We start from the raw sequence: 17482 nt of genomic DNA on the forward strand, positions 1-17482 counted from the left end.
TAGGACTGTGACAACAATGAGCACAAGTATTCCGAATTTTGCCGATGTTTCGCGAGCTACAGAGAAGGCAGCGACGACATCAGCTGAAGAAGATAAGGGGACATGGACAGTCCCCGAGGGTTTCGACGTCAAACGCGTCTACAACGGCGAGGATAGGGAACACGTCCTCAAGGCGGGGCATCCTCTCGATTCGTATCCCGGCATTAAGCCGTTTATGCGTGGTCCGTATCCCACGATGTATACGAACCGCCCGTGGACAATCCGCCAGTACGCGGGTTTCTCCACAGCAGCAGAGTCGAACGCGTTCTACCGCCGTAACCTGGCCGCCGGCCAGAAGGGTTTGTCGGTGGCCTTCGACCTGCCCACTCACCGTGGTTATGACTCAGACAACCCGCGTGTTCAGGGCGACGTCGGTATGGCTGGTGTGGCCATCGACTCAATCCTGGATATGAAGCAGCTGTTCGAGGGAATTGACCTCGGCAGCGTGTCCGTGTCGATGACCATGAACGGTGCTGTCCTGCCGATTTTGGCTTTGTACATTATCGTCGCCGAAGAGCAGGGTGTTCCTCCGGAGAAGCTGGCCGGAACGATTCAGAATGACATTCTGAAGGAGTTCATGGTCCGTAATACTTATATTTATCCTCCGCAGCCGTCGATGAGGATTATTTCGGAGATCTTCGAATACACCTCTAACAAGATGCCACGGTGGAACTCCATTTCGATTTCCGGCTACCACATTCAGGAAGCTGGAGCGACGGCTGACCTCGAGTTGGCCTACACCCTGGCGGACGGCCTTGAGTACATTCGCGCTGGACTGAATGCTGGCCTTAACATCGACGCTTTCGCACCTCGCCTTTCGTTCTTCTGGGGCATTTCGATGAATACCTTCATGGAAATTGCGAAGCTCCGTGCTGGCCGTATTCTGTGGAGCGAAATCGTCAGCAAGTTTAATCCCGAAAATCCGAAGTCACGCGCTCTGCGTACGCACTCTCAGACATCGGGATGGTCGCTCACCGCTCAGGATGTTTATAACAACGTTGGGCGTACCTGCATCGAGGCTATGGCGGCAACGCAGGGACACACGCAGTCACTGCACACGAATGCTCTGGATGAGGCTCTCGCGCTCCCAACAGATTTCTCGGCTCGTATTGCCCGTAACACCCAGCTGATTTTGCAGCAAGAGTCCAATACGGTTCGCCCGGTCGATCCGTGGGCTGGCTCCTACTACGTCGAATGGTTGACCAACCAGTTGGTCGAGGAAGCTCGCGAGCACATTCGCGAAGTGGAAGAAGCCGGCGGCATGGCGAAGGCCACCGAGCAAGGCATTCCGAAGCTGCGCATCGAAGAGGCTGCAGCACGTACTCAGGCCCGTATTGACTCAGGCCGTCAGGCTCTCATCGGTGTCAACAAGTACGTGGGCGTCGAGGATGAAGCCATCGAAGTCCTGAAGGTTGAAAACAGCCGCGTTCGCCAAGAACAGCATGACAAGCTAGAGAAGCTTCGTGCTGAGCGTGATCAAGGTGCCGTCGACCAAGCTCTGAATGCTCTAACCGGAGCTGCAGGCATGGATGGATCCCACGGCAATCTCGAGCACAACCTTCTCAAGCTTGCTGTCGACGCTGCCCGTGTTGGGGCCACCGTCGGCGAGATGTCTGATGCTCTCGAGAAGGTATTCGGTCGCCACCAGGCAGAGATCCACACGCTCTCGGGTGTGTACAAAGACGAGGTAGGTAAGGACCGTACCGTGGGTAATGTCGCTAAAGCAACCGCTATGGCGGATGCATTCGCCGAGGAGGAAGGTCGCCGGCCACGTATTTTCATTGCGAAGATCGGCCAGGACGGTCACGACCGCGGACAGAAAGTCGTTGCGTCCGCTTATGCTGACCTAGGCATGGACGTTGACGTCGGACCACTCTTCCAAACTCCTGCCGAAGCTGCTCGGTCTGCTGTCGATTCCGACGTTCACGTCGTCGGCGTGTCGTCGCTGGCAGCTAGCCACTTGACGATTGTTCCCGAGCTTCGCGAGGAATTGAAGAAGCTGGGCCGCGAAGACATCATGATCATCGTGGGTGGCGTCATTCCTCCAGGAGATTTCCAAGAACTGTACGACGACGGTGCTGCCGCCATTTACCCGCCGGGCACTGTTATCGCAGATTCTGTGATCGACATGCTGACCAAACTGTCGGCGCACATGGGAATCGAGCTTCATGTCGATGACGATGAAAAATCGGACGACTCTGAGGCTGAGGACAAAACGGAGGCCTAAGGCATAAAGCGACGGAATTACGGCACCACTATTCTTCCCGGTTGTGATTCTTCCGGGATGTTCCGAGATTCCTTAGCTGCATGATGAGCGCTCTTTTCCCGGCCAATTGGGGTGGGGAAGGGAGCGCTTTGTCCTCATGGTGGGCATTATGGAGACAGAAACGTCAAACGTCACGCGATTCGTCGAGCAACTCACAGTCTGTCGAACGTCGTGCGGTCTGTCGAGTTTTCAAACAAATACATAATTAATTAAATAATTTACTTATAAAACTACTTTTTGTTACGAGCTCTTCGTAGAAAGGCGGAGATATCAATGTCTTCCGATAGCCAAGCGCGGGGAGATGAGTTTCTCGAGTCAACCCTCGGGTCATTAACGACGACTGCGGGGACCGAAGTTCCAGGAAAATCAGCAGTTGCTCCGGAAGCGGTTAAGCGAGCCCGCCACCGCATTGACGTGGATGCTTTGTTCACCTCCGTACGGAATAATGAGCGAACCCAGCTTGCTCGGGCCATCACTTTGCTTGAGTCTTCCGCGCCGGCGCATCACGTCTTGGCCCAAGAACTATTGGTGAAGCTGCTGCCTTTCTCCGGAAAGGCATTACGAGTAGGTATTACGGGCGTGCCCGGCGTCGGTAAATCGACATTCATCGAACGCCTCGGTTTGTACCTTGTGGAAAACGGCCACAAAGTCGCGGTGCTCGCCATTGATCCTTCGTCAACCCGTTCACGTGGATCAATCTTGGGAGATAAAACCCGAATGACGAAGCTCTCGCAAAGCGAGAACGCCTACATTCGACCATCCCCAAGCGCCGGGACACTCGGCGGTGTCGCTAAAGCAACCCGCGAGACGATGATTGTCATGGAGGCCGCCGGATATGACGTCATCCTCGTCGAAACTGTTGGTGTGGGGCAGTCGGAGGTCGCTGTTAGCGAGATGGTCGACTGCTTCACCTTCCTAGCTCTAGCAGGCGCCGGGGACCAGCTGCAGGGCATCAAGAAAGGCATTCTTGAGCTCGCCGACCTCGTCGCCATCAACAAAGCAGATGGGGATAATGTTCGCCGTGCAAAGAGGGCTGCACGAGAACTAGGTGCAGCGATGCGCATGGTTCGACCAGCAAATGCATCATGGAAACCTCCGACAATGACGATGTCTGCCGCTGAAGGCAATGGTGTCGAAGAATTCTGGAAAGTGGTCGAAGAGCACCACGATCAAATGGTGGCCGAGGGCCGATTTGATGAGCAACGGAGAAACCAGCAAATTGGCTGGACATGGCAAATGGTCCATGAAACTTTACTGACTCGGTTGAACACATCTGAGGCAGTGAAGCAGGAGAAGAAGCTGATTGAAAGGCAGCTTCGCGCCGGGCAGGTAACGCCGACAATTGCAGCGGAGCGCATCCTCAAGGCTTTTGATACCGGAGAGACGACTGACAGTCAGCTGAATAAACGCGAGTAGTTAGGGCAGTGTTCCGAGCATCGCAAAGCCCGGTTTCTCATCAGGAATTGATGAGAAACCGGGCTTATTCTGTGTCCGGAGGGGGACTTGAACCCCCACGCCCGTTAATAGGGCACTAGCACCTCAAGCTAGCGCGTCTGCCATTCCGCCACCCGGACAGGGTAAACAGTCAGCAATTAGCTGAGCACGAGGCAATACTCTAGTTGTGTCGAAGTCTGTACACAAATCTGCTGGTCACAATTCGTGACACACCCCTTGAAGGTCCCACGCGGTTCCGGACCCGCGGCAATGGAATTTACTTTCCCCTGCGCATCGGGGCCAATCGATGACCGTTCATCCACCGATTGATGCTAGGCAAGGGCACCTTAGTGCGCTACTATTAGGCCAGATTCGCACCGTACCCTGGGGGACAGGCAAGTGGAGCGCAATGGGGGAATAAAGTTTGGGGGCTCTATCCACGATGGCGTGTTCATCACTCAATCGAAGTTCTAAAAGATATCGTGTGCCTGCAGCGTCGCTACCGCCTTACAACCAATGCAAGAAAAGGCTCGCTGAGCTTATTTGTATCGCTGCGGCCGTATGGATGTTAGCGGGGTGCCACACAACCACTAACAAGAGCAGTGAAATAAATTCGGGCCTTTCCGAGACGACGGTGAGTAGTTCTGCAATGACGCATCCTCCCATTTCTTCACAATCACCTGTAGGGAAATATGGATCAAAGAAGAATAATGATGAGGTTCCATTATGGGAGCGCCCGGAAATATTGGCTAAATATCCGGTGAAAGCAACGAAAAACACCGATGGCTCCTATGACTACTCAGACCCACGTTTTGAGAACGCCGACCTCTGCGAAGATGCTCCACCAGGGTATTGGGAGAGTAGGGGATTCATAAAGAAATCATCCGACAAAGATGAATTTTTGCATTTTAATGACTGCCTTTTGAAAAGGGTATACGAAACACAACCCTTGTTGATCAATTTCGGAACCGATAGACGAAGTCGAAAAGAAGTCCCAGGAAAAAGGGTTGAGAACGAGAATCCTACAACCTTTACACGTTGGGGAAGCGTAGTAGGAGATCCCCATTGCGTGGTCTACACCGAAACCAAGCTCGGACGTGTCGCAGTTCAAGCTATAGATGAGACACGCACTTTGAGCCAAAAAGAATTATGTGAGTTAGTGCAGGAAATGAATGGGAGGTTAACTTAAAGTGACTATTTCGATTGATACCTGTTCCCTCGATAGGGCTCTAGAATTCCTAGAGACTGGAAAGGATATATCTGATAGAAAGTACATCTCATATTCTAGAAAATTATCTGGGGATTACACTGGTGAGCCTGGGTTGCGAATGTTGGGGGAGCAACATTGTCAGGTAATTGACGGTGAAACCGGCAGCGCGATGCAGACTTTGCGGCAGCTCCGGCATCTCATCCGCTGGTTGGCTGAGGGCACGAGGGCGATGCGAGGTGCTTTCGTCGGCCAAGACGATGCCTCAGCAGCCATACTATGCGGGCTGAAGTCGCTACAGGACACAGAATTCACCTTCCCGACACGTCCAGATGGAGCATTTAGCCCCTTTGATTTCACTGACCCCACTCACGGTGGCACCGATGACCCGGCAGCTATCGTGGCCATGCTCGATGCCGGGAACGATAGCGACATTTATGCTCTTGCCGACTATTGGCGCAGCCTGTCCAGTTCTTTAAACAAGACTGTCGACGCCCTCGCACGAGCCCGCACCCAATTGGAAGAAAACACAGGAGAAGCCGTTGATGCAGCAGCCTCGTGTTGCACCCAGGTGATGGCCACGGCCCAATCCTTCGCCGATAACGCCACCGCCATGCACGCGTCAGTCTCCCAACTGCCTCATATTCGGCAGGCTGCCCGCGCCCAGATCGCTGCCATCGAAGCCGAACGCACTGCAGCTGTCACCGCAGCCACCAACCCTGCTGGGGTTCGCGCAGCCGGGGAAGCAGCACGGGCAGCCACTCGAGAGTTCATGACCGGCCCTTATCAGGCCATGCTCACCGCGGCGGTACCACCACTACGCAATCTCGCCGAACGACCCAACGTCGGCCAGGGAGGAGGACACCTCACTGCACATGCACCAACACCCATACACACCAGTGCAGCCGAAGTTGCCCCTACTAGCGTCATGAGCGCCGCACACGGGACACCAGCCGTCGGGACGACCGGGAACAACGGTCGGAGGAACAACGACCAGCACAGGCGGAGGACCAGCGGGCGGAGGGGTAGTTGGCAGCCCCACCACACCACCGAACTCGGCAAATACCATCCCCGCAGCGGTCCCTTCACAATTCCGACCGCCTAGGAAAACGAACGGTTTACCCCTTTCGCACACCAATCCCGGAGTATCCGGACATACCCACACACCAACGCCGTATGGGCCGCCGACCACTAACGCGGTCAATCAGTCGCCACGTGCCACCGCACCTCACACCCCACGGACCTCGTATAACAGTGGCCGCAACAATCCCACAATGATGCCCAGGTCCCAAGATCCGTGGAACCGGAGGAACGCCGGCGACTACTACAAGCCGGGCACAACAACATCTCATCCCGGTGGACGCCTTTCGAGTCCTTCCAACGAACCTCGGCCGCGCAGCGTCATAGTGCACCCCGGTCCTCACGACCACGGCCCATCCCACGGCAACGACCGCAATAAGTTTTTACACAGTGACACGACGGACCGTGGAAACCCATACAACGATCGAAATTACGGCCATAACGAACATTCACCGGGACGAAGTAACTCCTCACATCCCACCGGTCACGACGGTTCACGCCCGGCGATGGGCAGGACGGGCATCGCACCCATGGGCGGCTACGGCAACTCCTCTAAAAACCAAAAACAAGAACCGGAAGGGAAATACAAGCCCATCACCAGCGAATTCGAGGCCGAATACAACCTGCGGCAACTCCGGGGAGATATTGGTCTCACCACACCACACGTCATCGGCGCGCAACTGCGGGAAAACAGGTGAACCACTGCACCGGAACAGATATCCGGGCATACTGGTGTCATGAGCGATTCACAACAGGCAACCGACAACACGCAAGAACCCACCTCTGGCACCACAGCGACCAGCACGCCAAGCTACGTTGACCCGCGATTCAAAGCCGCGGACCCATACGCATACCTACCGGACGTGCCGACATTTCCGCTGAGCAGTGCCGACTTCTCGTCCGGCGATGAGCTACCAGCTGACTTACAAGGACCCGACGGCGTTTCACCCCAACTGTCGTGGTCCGATCTCCCCGAAGGAACAAAATCACTGGCAGTTACCGTCTATGACCCCGACGCCCCCACGGTCTCCGGGTACTGGCACTGGGCAGTATTCAATCTCCCAGCAGATCTCACAGAGCTTCCCAAGAACGCCGGATCCGAAGACACACCATCCCTCCCGGAAGGCGCCCAAACACTCAAGGGAGACTCAGGGAAACGCGGGTACTACGGCGCAATGCCTCCAGAAGGGCACGGTCCACACCGCTACCTCTATGCCGTCCACGCCGTCGACGTCGACAAGCTCGACATCCCCGAGGACTCAACACCCACAATCCTCGGGTTCAACCTCAACTTCCACACCCTCGCACGCTCAATAATTTGGGGCTGGGCAGAAAACTAAGAAGCCGCTACGAGGCCGGGATCCAGGGGAGCTCCCGGCCGACAGCATCAGCAATCGAGCCCAACCCATGGCGTCGAACCTGCTGTGCCAAACCACGATGGATATCGCGAATCCAATCGGGGCCACCATAAATCAGCGCAGTGTACCCCTCGAGCAAACTCGCGCCGGCACCGATACGCTCCCATGCCTGCTGCGGGGTCTCAATTCCGCCGACAGAGACAAGAGTCAACGACTCGCCCACATGTTTGCGTAACAAACGCAGAACCTCCAGGGAACGGTCCGCCACCGGGCGACCCGACACACCACCAGGGCCCATCGCCTCAACCTCAGAGGACGGCGTCGTTAAACTCTCACGTGAAATAGTTGTGTTTGTCGCCACAATCCCGGCCAGCCCCTTCTCCTGGGTCAAATCCGCGACCGCGAGAATGTCATCATCACACAGGTCAGGGGCGATTTTCACCAACACGGGTGTGCCGTCAACCTCTTCAAGAACCGCGTCCACAATTGGCTCCAACGAATCCACAGCCTGCAAATCTCGCAGCCCTGGAGTATTCGGGCTCGACACGTTCACCACCACGAAATCGACGTGATGCCCCAGCAAACGAGCCGACAAGCGATAATCCTCCGCAGCCTCATCAATCGGAGTTTTCTTCGTCTTCCCGATATTGACCGCAATCACATCACGGCTTCGGCGGCGAGCAATCCGCCGCGCACACAACACGGCACCCTCATTGTTAAAGCCCATCCGATTCAAAATCGCATGGTCACGTCGCAACCGAAAAAGCCTGGGGGAGGGATTACCAGGCTGCCCTTCCGCCGTCACAGTACCCAGCTCTGCGAATCCAAACCCCAAAGGAGCCCACACATCCGGGGACGTTGCGCTCTTATCAAACCCGGCAGCCAAGCCCAAGGGCCGAGGGAAGTTCACACCAAAAACAGTCTGTTCCAGCGCTGTGTCATGCACAGCCCACCATCGTTCAAGAGCCCGATTAGCTATCGGCATGCGCTGAAAAATGCCCAAGGCCTTCGTCATTAATGAATGAATAGTCTCAGGGTCCAAGCGGAACATTTGCCGCAACGACCAAGAGTAGATAGCGCTCCGTACGGGGTGTGATTTTCGGCAATCCTCAAGATCGTCATCAATATTATCAGTGCTGGTCAACGGCATAATTATGCTTCCTTCTTCACGGGATAACTCGGCTCACTCGAGGCCTCCTCATGTCGTGCCTCGCTCACCTGATCCTTCGATATGTGTTGCACGGTCGAGGACTGCGGCGACGCAATCAACAAGCCCCCATCGCCATCAACAACAACCGACTGAGCATCGGGAATCGTGTGCATCGTCGCCACTTTGACCGGGACACCCGACGAGATGTCATACCCAATGACAGTGTTCTTACCCGTCGACGTCACCCATACCGTGCGCGTGTTGGCATCCCACGCCACACCCCACGGGACAGAATCAGTATGGATTGTTTGGTGTTTCCTCAAAATATCGTCGGCCGTGAAAATTTCAATCGAGTTCAACTTGGTTGACGACGCTACGACGACGCCATCCTGCCCACCGGCAATTTTCCCAGCACCTTGGCCGATCCGCAGCGACGATCCTTCCTTGTTCTCGCCGGGATAGACACCCGTTAAACTCGACTGCTTCTTGTCGAACACCGCTGACATCTCTTTATCTGACCCAGATTTAGGATCAGGATCCACAATCAGTGATTGGATCGCTCCTTCGCCGATCGAAACAGTTGACTCCCCATCCTTATCGGAACCGTCCAGAGGGAAGTACTTGATTTTCTTCTCACCGGCGAAAGTCACACTGGCAACATCGTTGGTCACAGCTGCGGTCGTCGCGGTGCCGTCGACCTCGAGATCGTGAACCTTCTTGCCTTGTCCATCGAAAACGAGCACATGGTTCTCGCATGCGACAGAAAAACCGCCGCCCGCAGCGCGAGACAGATCTTTACAATCCTTGCCAAGATCCACCGACTTAGGCTTGCCGTTCGTCCAATCCGAGGACGTCCCAATCACCATTTTTCCACCGGACAGCCCGGCAATGACTGGCGAGTCGGATTGACCGCTTACCACCACATCGGAAATACCGTCACCGGGAAGATCGACATCGCGAGTATCTCCCGACGGGAGTTCCGCGGCAGGTACCGACGTCGGAGAAACGTCTTCTGCCTTCGACAGTGCTTCTTGATCATCGCTGCGTGAGCAACCCGCCAGCATCGTGACGGCCAGCCCACTACAACACGCGACGCTTAACACTCGCGCTCCGAGGCGTCGTTGTTTGCGCTGCGTCAGCAATGTACCAGTACGAATCGATTGACCAGGAGTACCGTCGGAAATCACTCTCGTAACGCTACTACAGGTCACGGAGCTAAGACACCGAGGCGACTGCCGGGGATGGGCAGTGATTCTCACGCGCTTTCTTGTCTCCACGAATGACCCATACGCTGGAAGATAACGGTGAGGCCATAAAGTTGCTAGCCTACTTGCCGTGTCTCTATCCATTTCCGGGCTCCTGGTCCGGGCTACACGACAGGTAGTTTCTATGGCCAATTCGGCACTCACCTCTATCTCAGGGGTAGTTCACGACGCGTTCACGCACGTCCATCAACTCCATCAGGCTCACGGTTTTCTTGGATCAGCGACGGGAAGGATCCACGAAACCGCATCCTCATTAGCGCAGTCGCCAGCCTCGTGGCTGAGCCAGACGGGCGCATCCGCCCACGCTGCTAGCCATGCCCACGTGGCCAGTGATCTTGCGGCCGCCGGCACCGAAACTCACATGAGTTGGATACAAACGATCATCCTGTCGATCATCCAGGGCCTCACAGAGTTCTTGCCTGTGTCATCGTCGGGCCACCTCCGGATCGTGTCCCAACTTCTGTGGAACCAAGATGCGGGTGCCTCATTCACCGCTGTCGTTCAGTTGGGGACAGAAGCGGCAGTATTGGTGTTTTTTGCCAAGGACATTTGGCGCATCATCACTGGATGGTTCGCTGGTCTGATGGATAAAACCAAGCGCGGGGCCGACTACCGCATGGGGTGGATGGTGATTGTGGGCACCATTCCCGTGGGAATTCTTGGATACGTCCTCAAAGATTTCATCCGAGACAATTTCCGCAACTTGTGGGTGACTGCCGCGGTTCTCATCCTGTTCTCGTTCGTATTCATTTGGGCCGAACGGGTGGGACGTCACACACGGACAGAGAAAGACTTGACCATGCGTGACGCCGTCATCATGGGGTTCGCTCAGTGCCTTGCGCTCATTCCCGGCGTCTCTCGTTCGGGTGGCACCGTGTCCGCGGGGCTCTTCCTTAATCAAGACCGCGAGGCCGCGACACGTTTTTCATTCTTGCTAGCTATCCCTGCTGTCCTGGCTTCCGGGCTTTTCTCCCTGCCTGATGCCTTTCATCCGACCGACGGGCAAATCGCTTCCGGCCCGCAGCTGTTGGTGGGCACGTTAATCGCGTTTGCTCTGGGCTACGTCTCTATTGCGTGGTTGCTCAAGTTCGTCGCCAATAATTCATTTGCCTGGTTTGCTGCATACCGCATCCCGGTGGGGATTATCGTGATGATTCTCCTGGCTACGGGCGTGATGGCAGCCGCCTAAGCCATATCGCCAGGAGGGCCGTAGACTAAGGCTCATGCAGTCGTGGCAAAAACCCCTTGTTGCTGATTTCCGTTCCGTCGTCGGGGAGGACCAACCGGTTCCTCTCCACATGTGGGATACGGCGTCCCGTGAAGTCACCCCTCTCACACCGTCCGACGAGGCGACGGTGTATGTCTGCGGAATAACCCCTTATGATTCGACGCACTTGGGTCATGCTGCCACCTACGTCACCTTTGATGTTTTGAATAGGCAGTTATTGGCGAATGGTCACCGCGTGAACTTCGTGCAGAATGTCACTGACGTGGACGATCCGCTGTTCGAGCGAGCCCAACGCGACGGAGTGGATTGGCAGGAGCTGGGGGAGGAGCAAACCGATCTGTTCCGCCAGGATATGGCGAACCTTGGGGTGATCCCACCCACGTCATATGTCGGTGCAGTTGAGGCCATTCCCGATGTCATCGACATGGTGAGCACGTTGCTCGACAACGGGTCAGCCTATGTTGTGGATGATCCCACATATCCGGATGTCTATGCCGATCGAACAGCGACCCCGCAATTCGGTTACGAGTCGCGGTACGACGAAGCCACGATGGAGCAGTTCTTCGCGGAGAGAGGTGGCGATCCAGACCGTCCTGGCAAGCGAGATCCGTTAGATTCCCTGCTCTGGCGCGCAGAGCGACCCGGTGAACCAGCATGGGATTCACCCTTTGGACGCGGACGGCCCGGGTGGCACATCGAGTGCGCCGCTATTGCAGCGCGGTATTTGGGCAGCCATTTTGATGTCCAAGGCGGGGGAGAGGACCTCATTTTCCCCCACCACGAATACTCTGCCGCCCACGTGGAAGCGGCATGCGGCGTGGAGCGCATGGCTGACCATTACATGCACACCGGGCTTATCGCTCTGGGCGGCGTCAAGATGAGCAAGTCGTTGGGCAACCTTGTGTTTGTATCCCGGTTGTGTAATGCCGGAACTGACCCATCGTCCATCCGTTTAGCCCTCTACGCAGGGCATTATCGTGATCAGCGCAACTGGTCGGATGCTCTTTTGGCTGCCGCTTCACGACGTTTGGCTCTGTGGCGCACAGCCGTCGAAACAGTTCATACTCATAACGATGCTGATTCTGAAGCGCGAGCTCGTCGATTAGTCGACGACGTACGCCAGGCCCTCGCCACTGATCTGGACACGCCAGCTGCTGTCGATCTCATCGACGAATGGGCGGGCGGGATCGTCGACAAGGAGAAGATTTGGGATCTGCCTGGTGTTGACGGGAAGAACGCCCATGAGTCCCTCTCTGTCCCCGTTCCCTGCGCAGCGCCAGCGACGGATGACAAGCTCAGTGTTGCTCAAGGGAAGATCACGATTCTCGACGACGGGAAAGATAGCGAAGCGGACGCCAAGTCTGTGGAGCTTGCGTCTGCAACGGCGGGTACCCAGCGGTGCGGGGCCCACTCGCATGCCTCAGGGGAGCTTACGGTAGACCTGTTGCCCGCCACCCATCAGCGCGGAGAGAACCCTTCGGCCCTGTATTCTCATCTCTCGCCCGCTGCAGCACTCGTTGCAGGGTGTGTTGATGCTCTACTGGGGCTAAAACTGTAGGTCACCGACAGATTTGGTCGAGCACCCCAACAATAGACTAAGCTGTCTATTTGTGAATGATGAGCGTCAACCTTTGAATCCTACGAAATCCGAGTTTCTCCAGGCCCTCCATGACCGGGTGCTGATCGGTGACGGAGCCATGGGGACGCAACTTCAAGCCATTGACCTTGACTTGGATGCAGATTTCCACGGGCTCGAGGGTTGCAATGAAATTCTCAACATCACCCGCCCCGATATCTTGGCCGACATTCACCGCCGATACTTTGAGGCGGGGGCCGATGCCGTCGAAACAAATACCTTCGGCTGCAACCTCCCTAACTTTGCCGATTACGGTATCGAAGATCGCATTGAGGAGATTGCCTACGCAGGCGCCCAGATCGCTCGGTCGGTTGCTGATGACATGGGGCCTGGCCGAGAAGGCATGAGACGCTTCGTTCTTGGATCATTAGGGCCAGGAACAAAGCTCCCGACTCTCGGCCATGCTCCGTTCACAGATCTTCGCGATGCATACACGGAAGCAGCCCGCGGATTAGTCCGCGGTGGGGCAGACGCCATCCTGATCGAGACCGCGCAAGACCTGTTGCAAGTCAAAGCCGCGGTACACGGCGTCCAGCAGGCTTTCGACGATTGCGGGACAACCTTACCGATCATGTGCCACGTGACGGTAGAAACCACCGGCACAATGCTGCTGGGGTCAGAAATCGGCGCAGCCCTCACCGCCCTGGAACGCCTGGGCATTGATGTCATCGGGATGAACTGTGCAACCGGCCCCGACGAGATGAATGAACACCTGCGGTACTTATCCGCACATGCCCCCATGCCGGTATCAGTCATGCCGAACGCTGGCCTGCCCGAGCTCGGAGCCAACGGGGCTGTCTACCCCTTGACTCCCGACGAACTTGCCGCGGCCAGTGTCCACTTCGTGCGTGATTATGGACTCTCCATGGTTGGTGGCTGCTGTGGGACAACCCCGGAGCACATTACCGCCGTTCGCGACGCCGTGATCGGTTCGCCATCCTCACAACAGGACGCCTCGGAGTCTCCTGCCGTCACACGCCCGGCGCGCCACCACGATTTCGACGATAATGTTTCATCCCTCTATTCAGCCGTGCCGCTGACTCAGGACACGGGGATCACCATGATTGGGGAGCGGACGAACTCCAACGGGTCAAAGGCTTTTCGCACAGCGATGCTCGAGGGCGACTGGAATAAGTGCCTGGATATCGCTAAGGCCCAGACTCGCGACGGTGCCCACATGATCGACCTGTGCGTCGACTATGTAGGCCGTGACGGCACCCAAGACATGGCCGAGCTTGCAAGCCGTTTGGCGACGAACTCGACGCTGCCGATCATGTTGGACTCGACGGAGCCCGATGTCATCCGTGTGGGGCTTGAGCACCTGGGTGGCCGGTGCGCGGTTAACTCGGTGAATTTTGAGGACGGTGACGCCCCAGGGTCACGCTATGACCGGATTATGACGCTGGTCAAGAAGCATGGTGCGGCGGTCGTGGCCCTTACGATTGATGAAGAAGGGCAGGCGCGGACAGCGGAGAAGAAAGTCGAGATCGCTGAACGCCTCATTGCGGACATCACCACGCGCTGGGGGCTTCGCGAAAGCGACATCATTGTCGATTGCCTTACTTTCCCGATTTCGACTGGTCAAGTAGAAACCCGGCGCGATGGCATCGAGACGATCAACGCCATTCGGGAAATTACCTCGCGTCATCCAGACATCCACACCACTCTGGGCCTGTCAAATATTTCGTTCGGTCTCAATCCGGCAGCACGCCAAGTCTTGAATTCGGTCTTTCTGAATGAATGTATCGAGGCCGGACTGGATACGGCCATTGCTCACTCCAGCAAGATCGTGCCGATGAACCGCATCGACGACGATCAACGCGATGTCGCCCTGGACATGGTCTATGACCGCCGCGGAACGGAAGGACGAGGCGGAACAGCCGACGAGGATTACGATCCGCTGCAAACCTTCATGGAGTTATTCGAAGGCGTGTCCGCCGCCGACGCCAAGGACGCACGGGCAGAAGCCCTGCAGGCGCTCCCGCTCTTTAAGCGGCTGGCGCAGCGCATCATTGATGGCGAAAAGAACGGACTTGAAGCTGATCTCGACCTCGCCCGCGATGAGAAAGACCCCCTCGAGATCATTAACCAAGACCTCCTCGCAGGGATGAAAGTCGTCGGAGACCTCTTCGGTTCAGGGCAGATGCAGCTTCCCTTCGTGCTGCAGTCAGCTGAAACGATGAAAGCCGCCGTATCCCACCTGGAACAGTTCATGGAGGCCACCGACGACTCCGCGTCCAAGGGAAAGATCATCCTGGCCACGGTCAAAGGCGACGTCCACGATATCGGGAAAAACCTCGTGGACATTATCTTGTCCAATAACGGCTACGACGTGGTTAACTTGGGCATCAAGCAACCCATTTCCAACATTCTCCACGCCGCATCGGAACACCAGGCTGACGTCATCGGCATGTCCGGACTCCTGGTGAAATCGACGGTCGTCATGAAAGACAACCTCCTCGAAATGAACTCCGCCGGAGCAGCCAACTACCCCGTTCTCCTCGGCGGAGCAGCACTGACGCGCACCTACGTCGAAAATGACCTCGATGAGCTCTACCAGGGCGATGTCCACTATGCGCGCGACGCCTTCGAAGGACTCAACTTGATGGATCAGATCATGTCCATGAAGCGCGGCTCACAGCGCGAACTCACCGAGGAACAAATCGCCGCCGCCACCCGCGCACAAAAGAAGAAAGAAGAACGGAAAGCCAGGCACGAACGTTCACGGAAAATCGCGGCAAAGCGGAAAGCAGAAAGCGCCCCGGCGGTCATCCCTGATCGCTCCGACGTCGCCACCGATACCCCCATCGCAATTCCACCATTCTGGGGCACACGAATAGTCAAAGGCCTCCCCGTCAGAGACTATCTCACCTGCCTCGACGAACGCGCCCTCTTCATGGGCCAATGGGGACTACGCGGAACACGCGGCGGCGACGGCCCCTCCTACGACGAACTCGTCGAAACCGAAGGACGCCCACGGCTCAGAGCATGGATCAACGACCTCAAAGCAGAGGGAATCCTCAACCACTCAGCCGTCGTCTACGGCTACTTCCCGGCCGTCTCAGAAGGCAACACCGTCCACATCCTGCCCGTGCCCAACGAGGCAGAAGAACCAGATCCCGCGGCACAACCCGTAACATCATTCGAGTTCCCACGCCAACAACGAGGACGGTTCCTCTGCATCGCAGACTTCATCCGCTCACGCGAAGAGGCCCAACGCACAGGGCGCACCGACGTCTTCCCACTTCAGCTCGTCACCATGGGGCAACCCATCGCGGACAAAGCCAACGTCCTCTTCAAAGACAACCACTACCGCGAATACCTCGAACTCCACGGCATCGGCGTCCAACTCACCGAAGCCCTCGCCGAATACTGGCACTCCCGCGTCCGAGCCGAACTCGCCCTCGCCGACGGCACCCATGCCGGCGACGACGACGGCACCGAAGACCGGGCATTCTTCGACCTCAAATACCGAGGAGCACGCTACTCCTTCGGCTACGGATCATGCCCCGACCTCGAATCGCGCCGGGCGTTGGTGGACCTTTTGCGCCCCGAACGGATTGGCGTCGAGTTGTCTGAGGAACTGCAATTGCACCCTGAGCAGTCAACCGACGCATTCGTGCTCTACCACCCGGAGGCAAAGTACTTTAACGTCTAATTCGTTGCCGCGACTGTGACCGTCGTGAAAGCCACACGACGCGCCACTGCGTGAACTCCTCGCACTGTGGTGCAGTGCCACTCCGTACACTGTGTTGCATGCGTGCGATTGCTTGGGACATGGATGGAACCCTTGTCGATACTGAACCGCGGTGGGGGATAGCCACCTATGAGATGGCCACGTTGATGGGCGTAGACCTCACACCCGAACAACGAGCGGTCACCGTCGGCGGAACTGCGGAACACACCATTTCAACATGCCTGGAATTCGCTGGGCAGACTCCGAACCCGGAGCTCATTGACACCTGGAAAACGTGGTTTTTCGCGCGAATGGGCGAGATTCTTTCCGAAGGGTTCGACTTTCGGCCTGGTTTTCCCGCGCTCTTGCACGATATTCACGACGCAGGTATCCCCCAGGCACTAGTCACCAACACGGCCCGCGCATTGGTCGACCACTGTTTACCCGTTATCGGCGACGAGTTTTTTGCGACGTCGGTAGCCGGGGACGAAGTTCCTCGCGGAAAGCCCTATCCCGACGGATACGCGCGAGCATGCGACTTGATGGACGTCAATCCCGACGACGTCCTCGTGATAGAAGACTCACCCACAGGAATGTCTGCAGCTCGTGCGGCAGGATGTCGTGTCCTCGGTGTTCCGGTGGAGCCAGGCTTAGAGCTGCCTGAGGGAATTAAAACCCTCCATGAACTACGCGGAGTGACCAGCTTTGCTCCCCGCGATGGGCATCCGTGGAGGATTGACGATTTCCAAGAGCTGTGGAACGAACTCTAGATGTGCGTACGCCACGACGAGCATATGAAAGAATGACGACTGTGAAGAATTTTGATGAGCTTTTCGCTGAAATCACCGACCGCGCACAACAGCGCCCCAAAGACTCAGGAACTGTTGAAGCCCTGGACAAGGGCCTCCACTTCCTTGGAAAGAAAGTTGTCGAGGAAGCCGGCGAAGTGTGGTTAGCCGCTGAATATCAGTCAGACGACGAACTGTCTGAGGAAATCAGCCAATTGCTCTACTGGCTACAGGTTGTCGCTGTTAAACGTGGTCTGTCCTTGGACGATATTTACCGGTATCTGTAGTCCTCCGACCTATAGCTATTCAGCAACCACAGCGACTCCGCTTCGCCCCCTTGTCCACTTTCTCTTTC

General features: G+C 56.6%; 12 protein-coding genes, 1 tRNA gene and 1 pseudogene. 11 read left to right on the plus strand and 3 right to left on the minus strand.

What is annotated here, in order from left to right; translation table 11 throughout:
• Positions 1-16 precede the first annotated feature (16 nt).
• Together scpA and meaB are read left to right on the plus strand one after the other, a co-directional pair.
• A complete protein-coding gene (scpA, locus tag JMN36_RS02530) occupies positions 17-2266 on the plus strand; it encodes a methylmalonyl-CoA mutase (RefSeq protein WP_221923790.1) in 2250 nt (749 codons plus the stop codon).
• A gap of 312 nt (positions 2267-2578) precedes the next feature.
• Positions 2579-3721 (plus strand): methylmalonyl Co-A mutase-associated GTPase MeaB, encoded by a 1143-nt coding sequence (gene meaB, locus JMN36_RS02535; RefSeq protein ID WP_204088461.1) that lies wholly within the window; start codon positions 2579-2581, stop codon positions 3719-3721.
• A gap of 72 nt (positions 3722-3793) precedes the next feature.
• Here the strand turns inward: meaB and JMN36_RS02540 are convergent.
• Positions 3794-3879: transfer RNA gene (locus JMN36_RS02540), tRNA-Leu, on the minus strand.
• 509 nt (positions 3880-4388) lie between these two features.
• Here JMN36_RS02540 and JMN36_RS02545 point away from each other — a divergent pair.
• From JMN36_RS02545 to JMN36_RS02560, 4 genes are all read left to right on the plus strand, one after another.
• Positions 4389-4928: a hypothetical protein gene (locus tag JMN36_RS02545; protein ID WP_221923791.1), complete on the plus strand. Its 540-nt coding sequence runs from the start codon at positions 4389-4391 to the stop codon at positions 4926-4928.
• 190 nt (positions 4929-5118) lie between these two features.
• Positions 5119-6051, plus strand: a complete 933-nt coding sequence (locus tag JMN36_RS02550; protein ID WP_221923792.1) for a hypothetical protein — start codon at positions 5119-5121, stop codon at positions 6049-6051.
• A 169-nt stretch (positions 6052-6220) separates the two neighbouring features.
• Positions 6221-6724 carry a hypothetical protein gene (locus JMN36_RS02555; RefSeq protein ID WP_221923793.1) on the plus strand — a complete coding sequence of 168 codons (504 nt, stop codon included), beginning with the start codon at positions 6221-6223 and terminating at the stop codon, positions 6722-6724.
• Between the two features lie 39 nt (positions 6725-6763).
• Entirely contained in the window at positions 6764-7366 is a 603-nt protein-coding gene (locus tag JMN36_RS02560) for a YbhB/YbcL family Raf kinase inhibitor-like protein (protein WP_204088459.1), read from the plus strand.
• Between the two features lie 7 nt (positions 7367-7373).
• Here JMN36_RS02560 and JMN36_RS02565 read toward each other — a convergent pair whose 3' ends face one another.
• On the minus strand, positions 7374-8534 hold the full coding sequence (locus tag JMN36_RS02565; protein WP_204088458.1) for a quinone-dependent dihydroorotate dehydrogenase: 1161 nt from the start codon (positions 8532-8534) through the stop codon (positions 7374-7376).
• Positions 8535-8536: 2 nt separating this feature from the next.
• Positions 8537-9721, minus strand: a complete 1185-nt coding sequence (locus JMN36_RS02570) for a YncE family protein (RefSeq protein WP_221923794.1) — start codon at positions 9719-9721, stop codon at positions 8537-8539.
• Positions 9722-10160: 439 nt separating this feature from the next.
• Between JMN36_RS02570 and JMN36_RS02575 the strand changes: the two genes are divergently transcribed.
• The 5 genes and pseudogenes from JMN36_RS02575 (at position 10161) to JMN36_RS02595 (ending at position 17414) form a co-directional block, all read left to right on the plus strand.
• Positions 10161-10988 carry an undecaprenyl-diphosphate phosphatase gene (locus tag JMN36_RS02575; RefSeq protein ID WP_204088689.1) on the plus strand — a complete coding sequence of 276 codons (828 nt, stop codon included), beginning with the start codon at positions 10161-10163 and terminating at the stop codon, positions 10986-10988.
• A 34-nt stretch (positions 10989-11022) separates the two neighbouring features.
• Positions 11023-12210, plus strand: a pseudogene (gene mshC, locus JMN36_RS02580) (cysteine--1-D-myo-inosityl 2-amino-2-deoxy-alpha-D-glucopyranoside ligase); the annotation flags it as partial.
• 448 nt (positions 12211-12658) lie between these two features.
• Positions 12659-16321, plus strand: coding sequence for a methionine synthase (gene metH, locus JMN36_RS02585; RefSeq protein WP_204088455.1), 3663 nt, complete (start codon positions 12659-12661; stop codon positions 16319-16321).
• A 98-nt stretch (positions 16322-16419) separates the two neighbouring features.
• Positions 16420-17109, plus strand: coding sequence for an HAD family hydrolase (locus tag JMN36_RS02590; protein WP_204088454.1), 690 nt, complete (start codon positions 16420-16422; stop codon positions 17107-17109).
• A gap of 41 nt (positions 17110-17150) precedes the next feature.
• Positions 17151-17414 carry a phosphoribosyl-ATP diphosphatase gene (locus JMN36_RS02595; protein WP_204088453.1) on the plus strand — a complete coding sequence of 88 codons (264 nt, stop codon included), beginning with the start codon at positions 17151-17153 and terminating at the stop codon, positions 17412-17414.
• The last annotated feature ends 68 nt before the right edge of the window (positions 17415-17482 follow it).

Origin of the sequence: Corynebacterium pseudokroppenstedtii (assembly GCF_019754945.1) — a bacterium.
Taxonomy (GTDB): domain Bacteria; phylum Actinomycetota; class Actinomycetes; order Mycobacteriales; family Mycobacteriaceae; genus Corynebacterium; species Corynebacterium pseudokroppenstedtii.

Excerpts from the sequence above, each read along its gene's own strand:
- JMN36_RS02560 (WP_204088459.1), top strand. The coding sequence starts at position 6,764 with ATGAGCGATTCACAACAGGCAACCGACAACACGCAAGAACCCACCTCT.
- JMN36_RS02555 (WP_221923793.1), top strand. The coding sequence starts at position 6,221 with ATGATGCCCAGGTCCCAAGATCCGTGGAACCGGAGGAACGCCGGCGAC.
- JMN36_RS02565 (WP_204088458.1), bottom strand. The coding sequence starts at position 8,534 with ATGCCGTTGACCAGCACTGATAATATTGATGACGATCTTGAGGATTGC.
- JMN36_RS02575 (WP_204088689.1), top strand. The coding sequence starts at position 10,161 with ATGAGTTGGATACAAACGATCATCCTGTCGATCATCCAGGGCCTCACA.
- meaB (WP_204088461.1), top strand. The coding sequence starts at position 2,579 with ATGTCTTCCGATAGCCAAGCGCGGGGAGATGAGTTTCTCGAGTCAACC.
- JMN36_RS02545 (WP_221923791.1), top strand. The coding sequence starts at position 4,389 with ATGACGCATCCTCCCATTTCTTCACAATCACCTGTAGGGAAATATGGA.
- JMN36_RS02550 (WP_221923792.1), top strand. The coding sequence starts at position 5,119 with ATGCAGACTTTGCGGCAGCTCCGGCATCTCATCCGCTGGTTGGCTGAG.
- scpA (WP_221923790.1), top strand. The coding sequence starts at position 17 with ATGAGCACAAGTATTCCGAATTTTGCCGATGTTTCGCGAGCTACAGAG.
- JMN36_RS02590 (WP_204088454.1), top strand. The coding sequence starts at position 16,420 with ATGCGTGCGATTGCTTGGGACATGGATGGAACCCTTGTCGATACTGAA.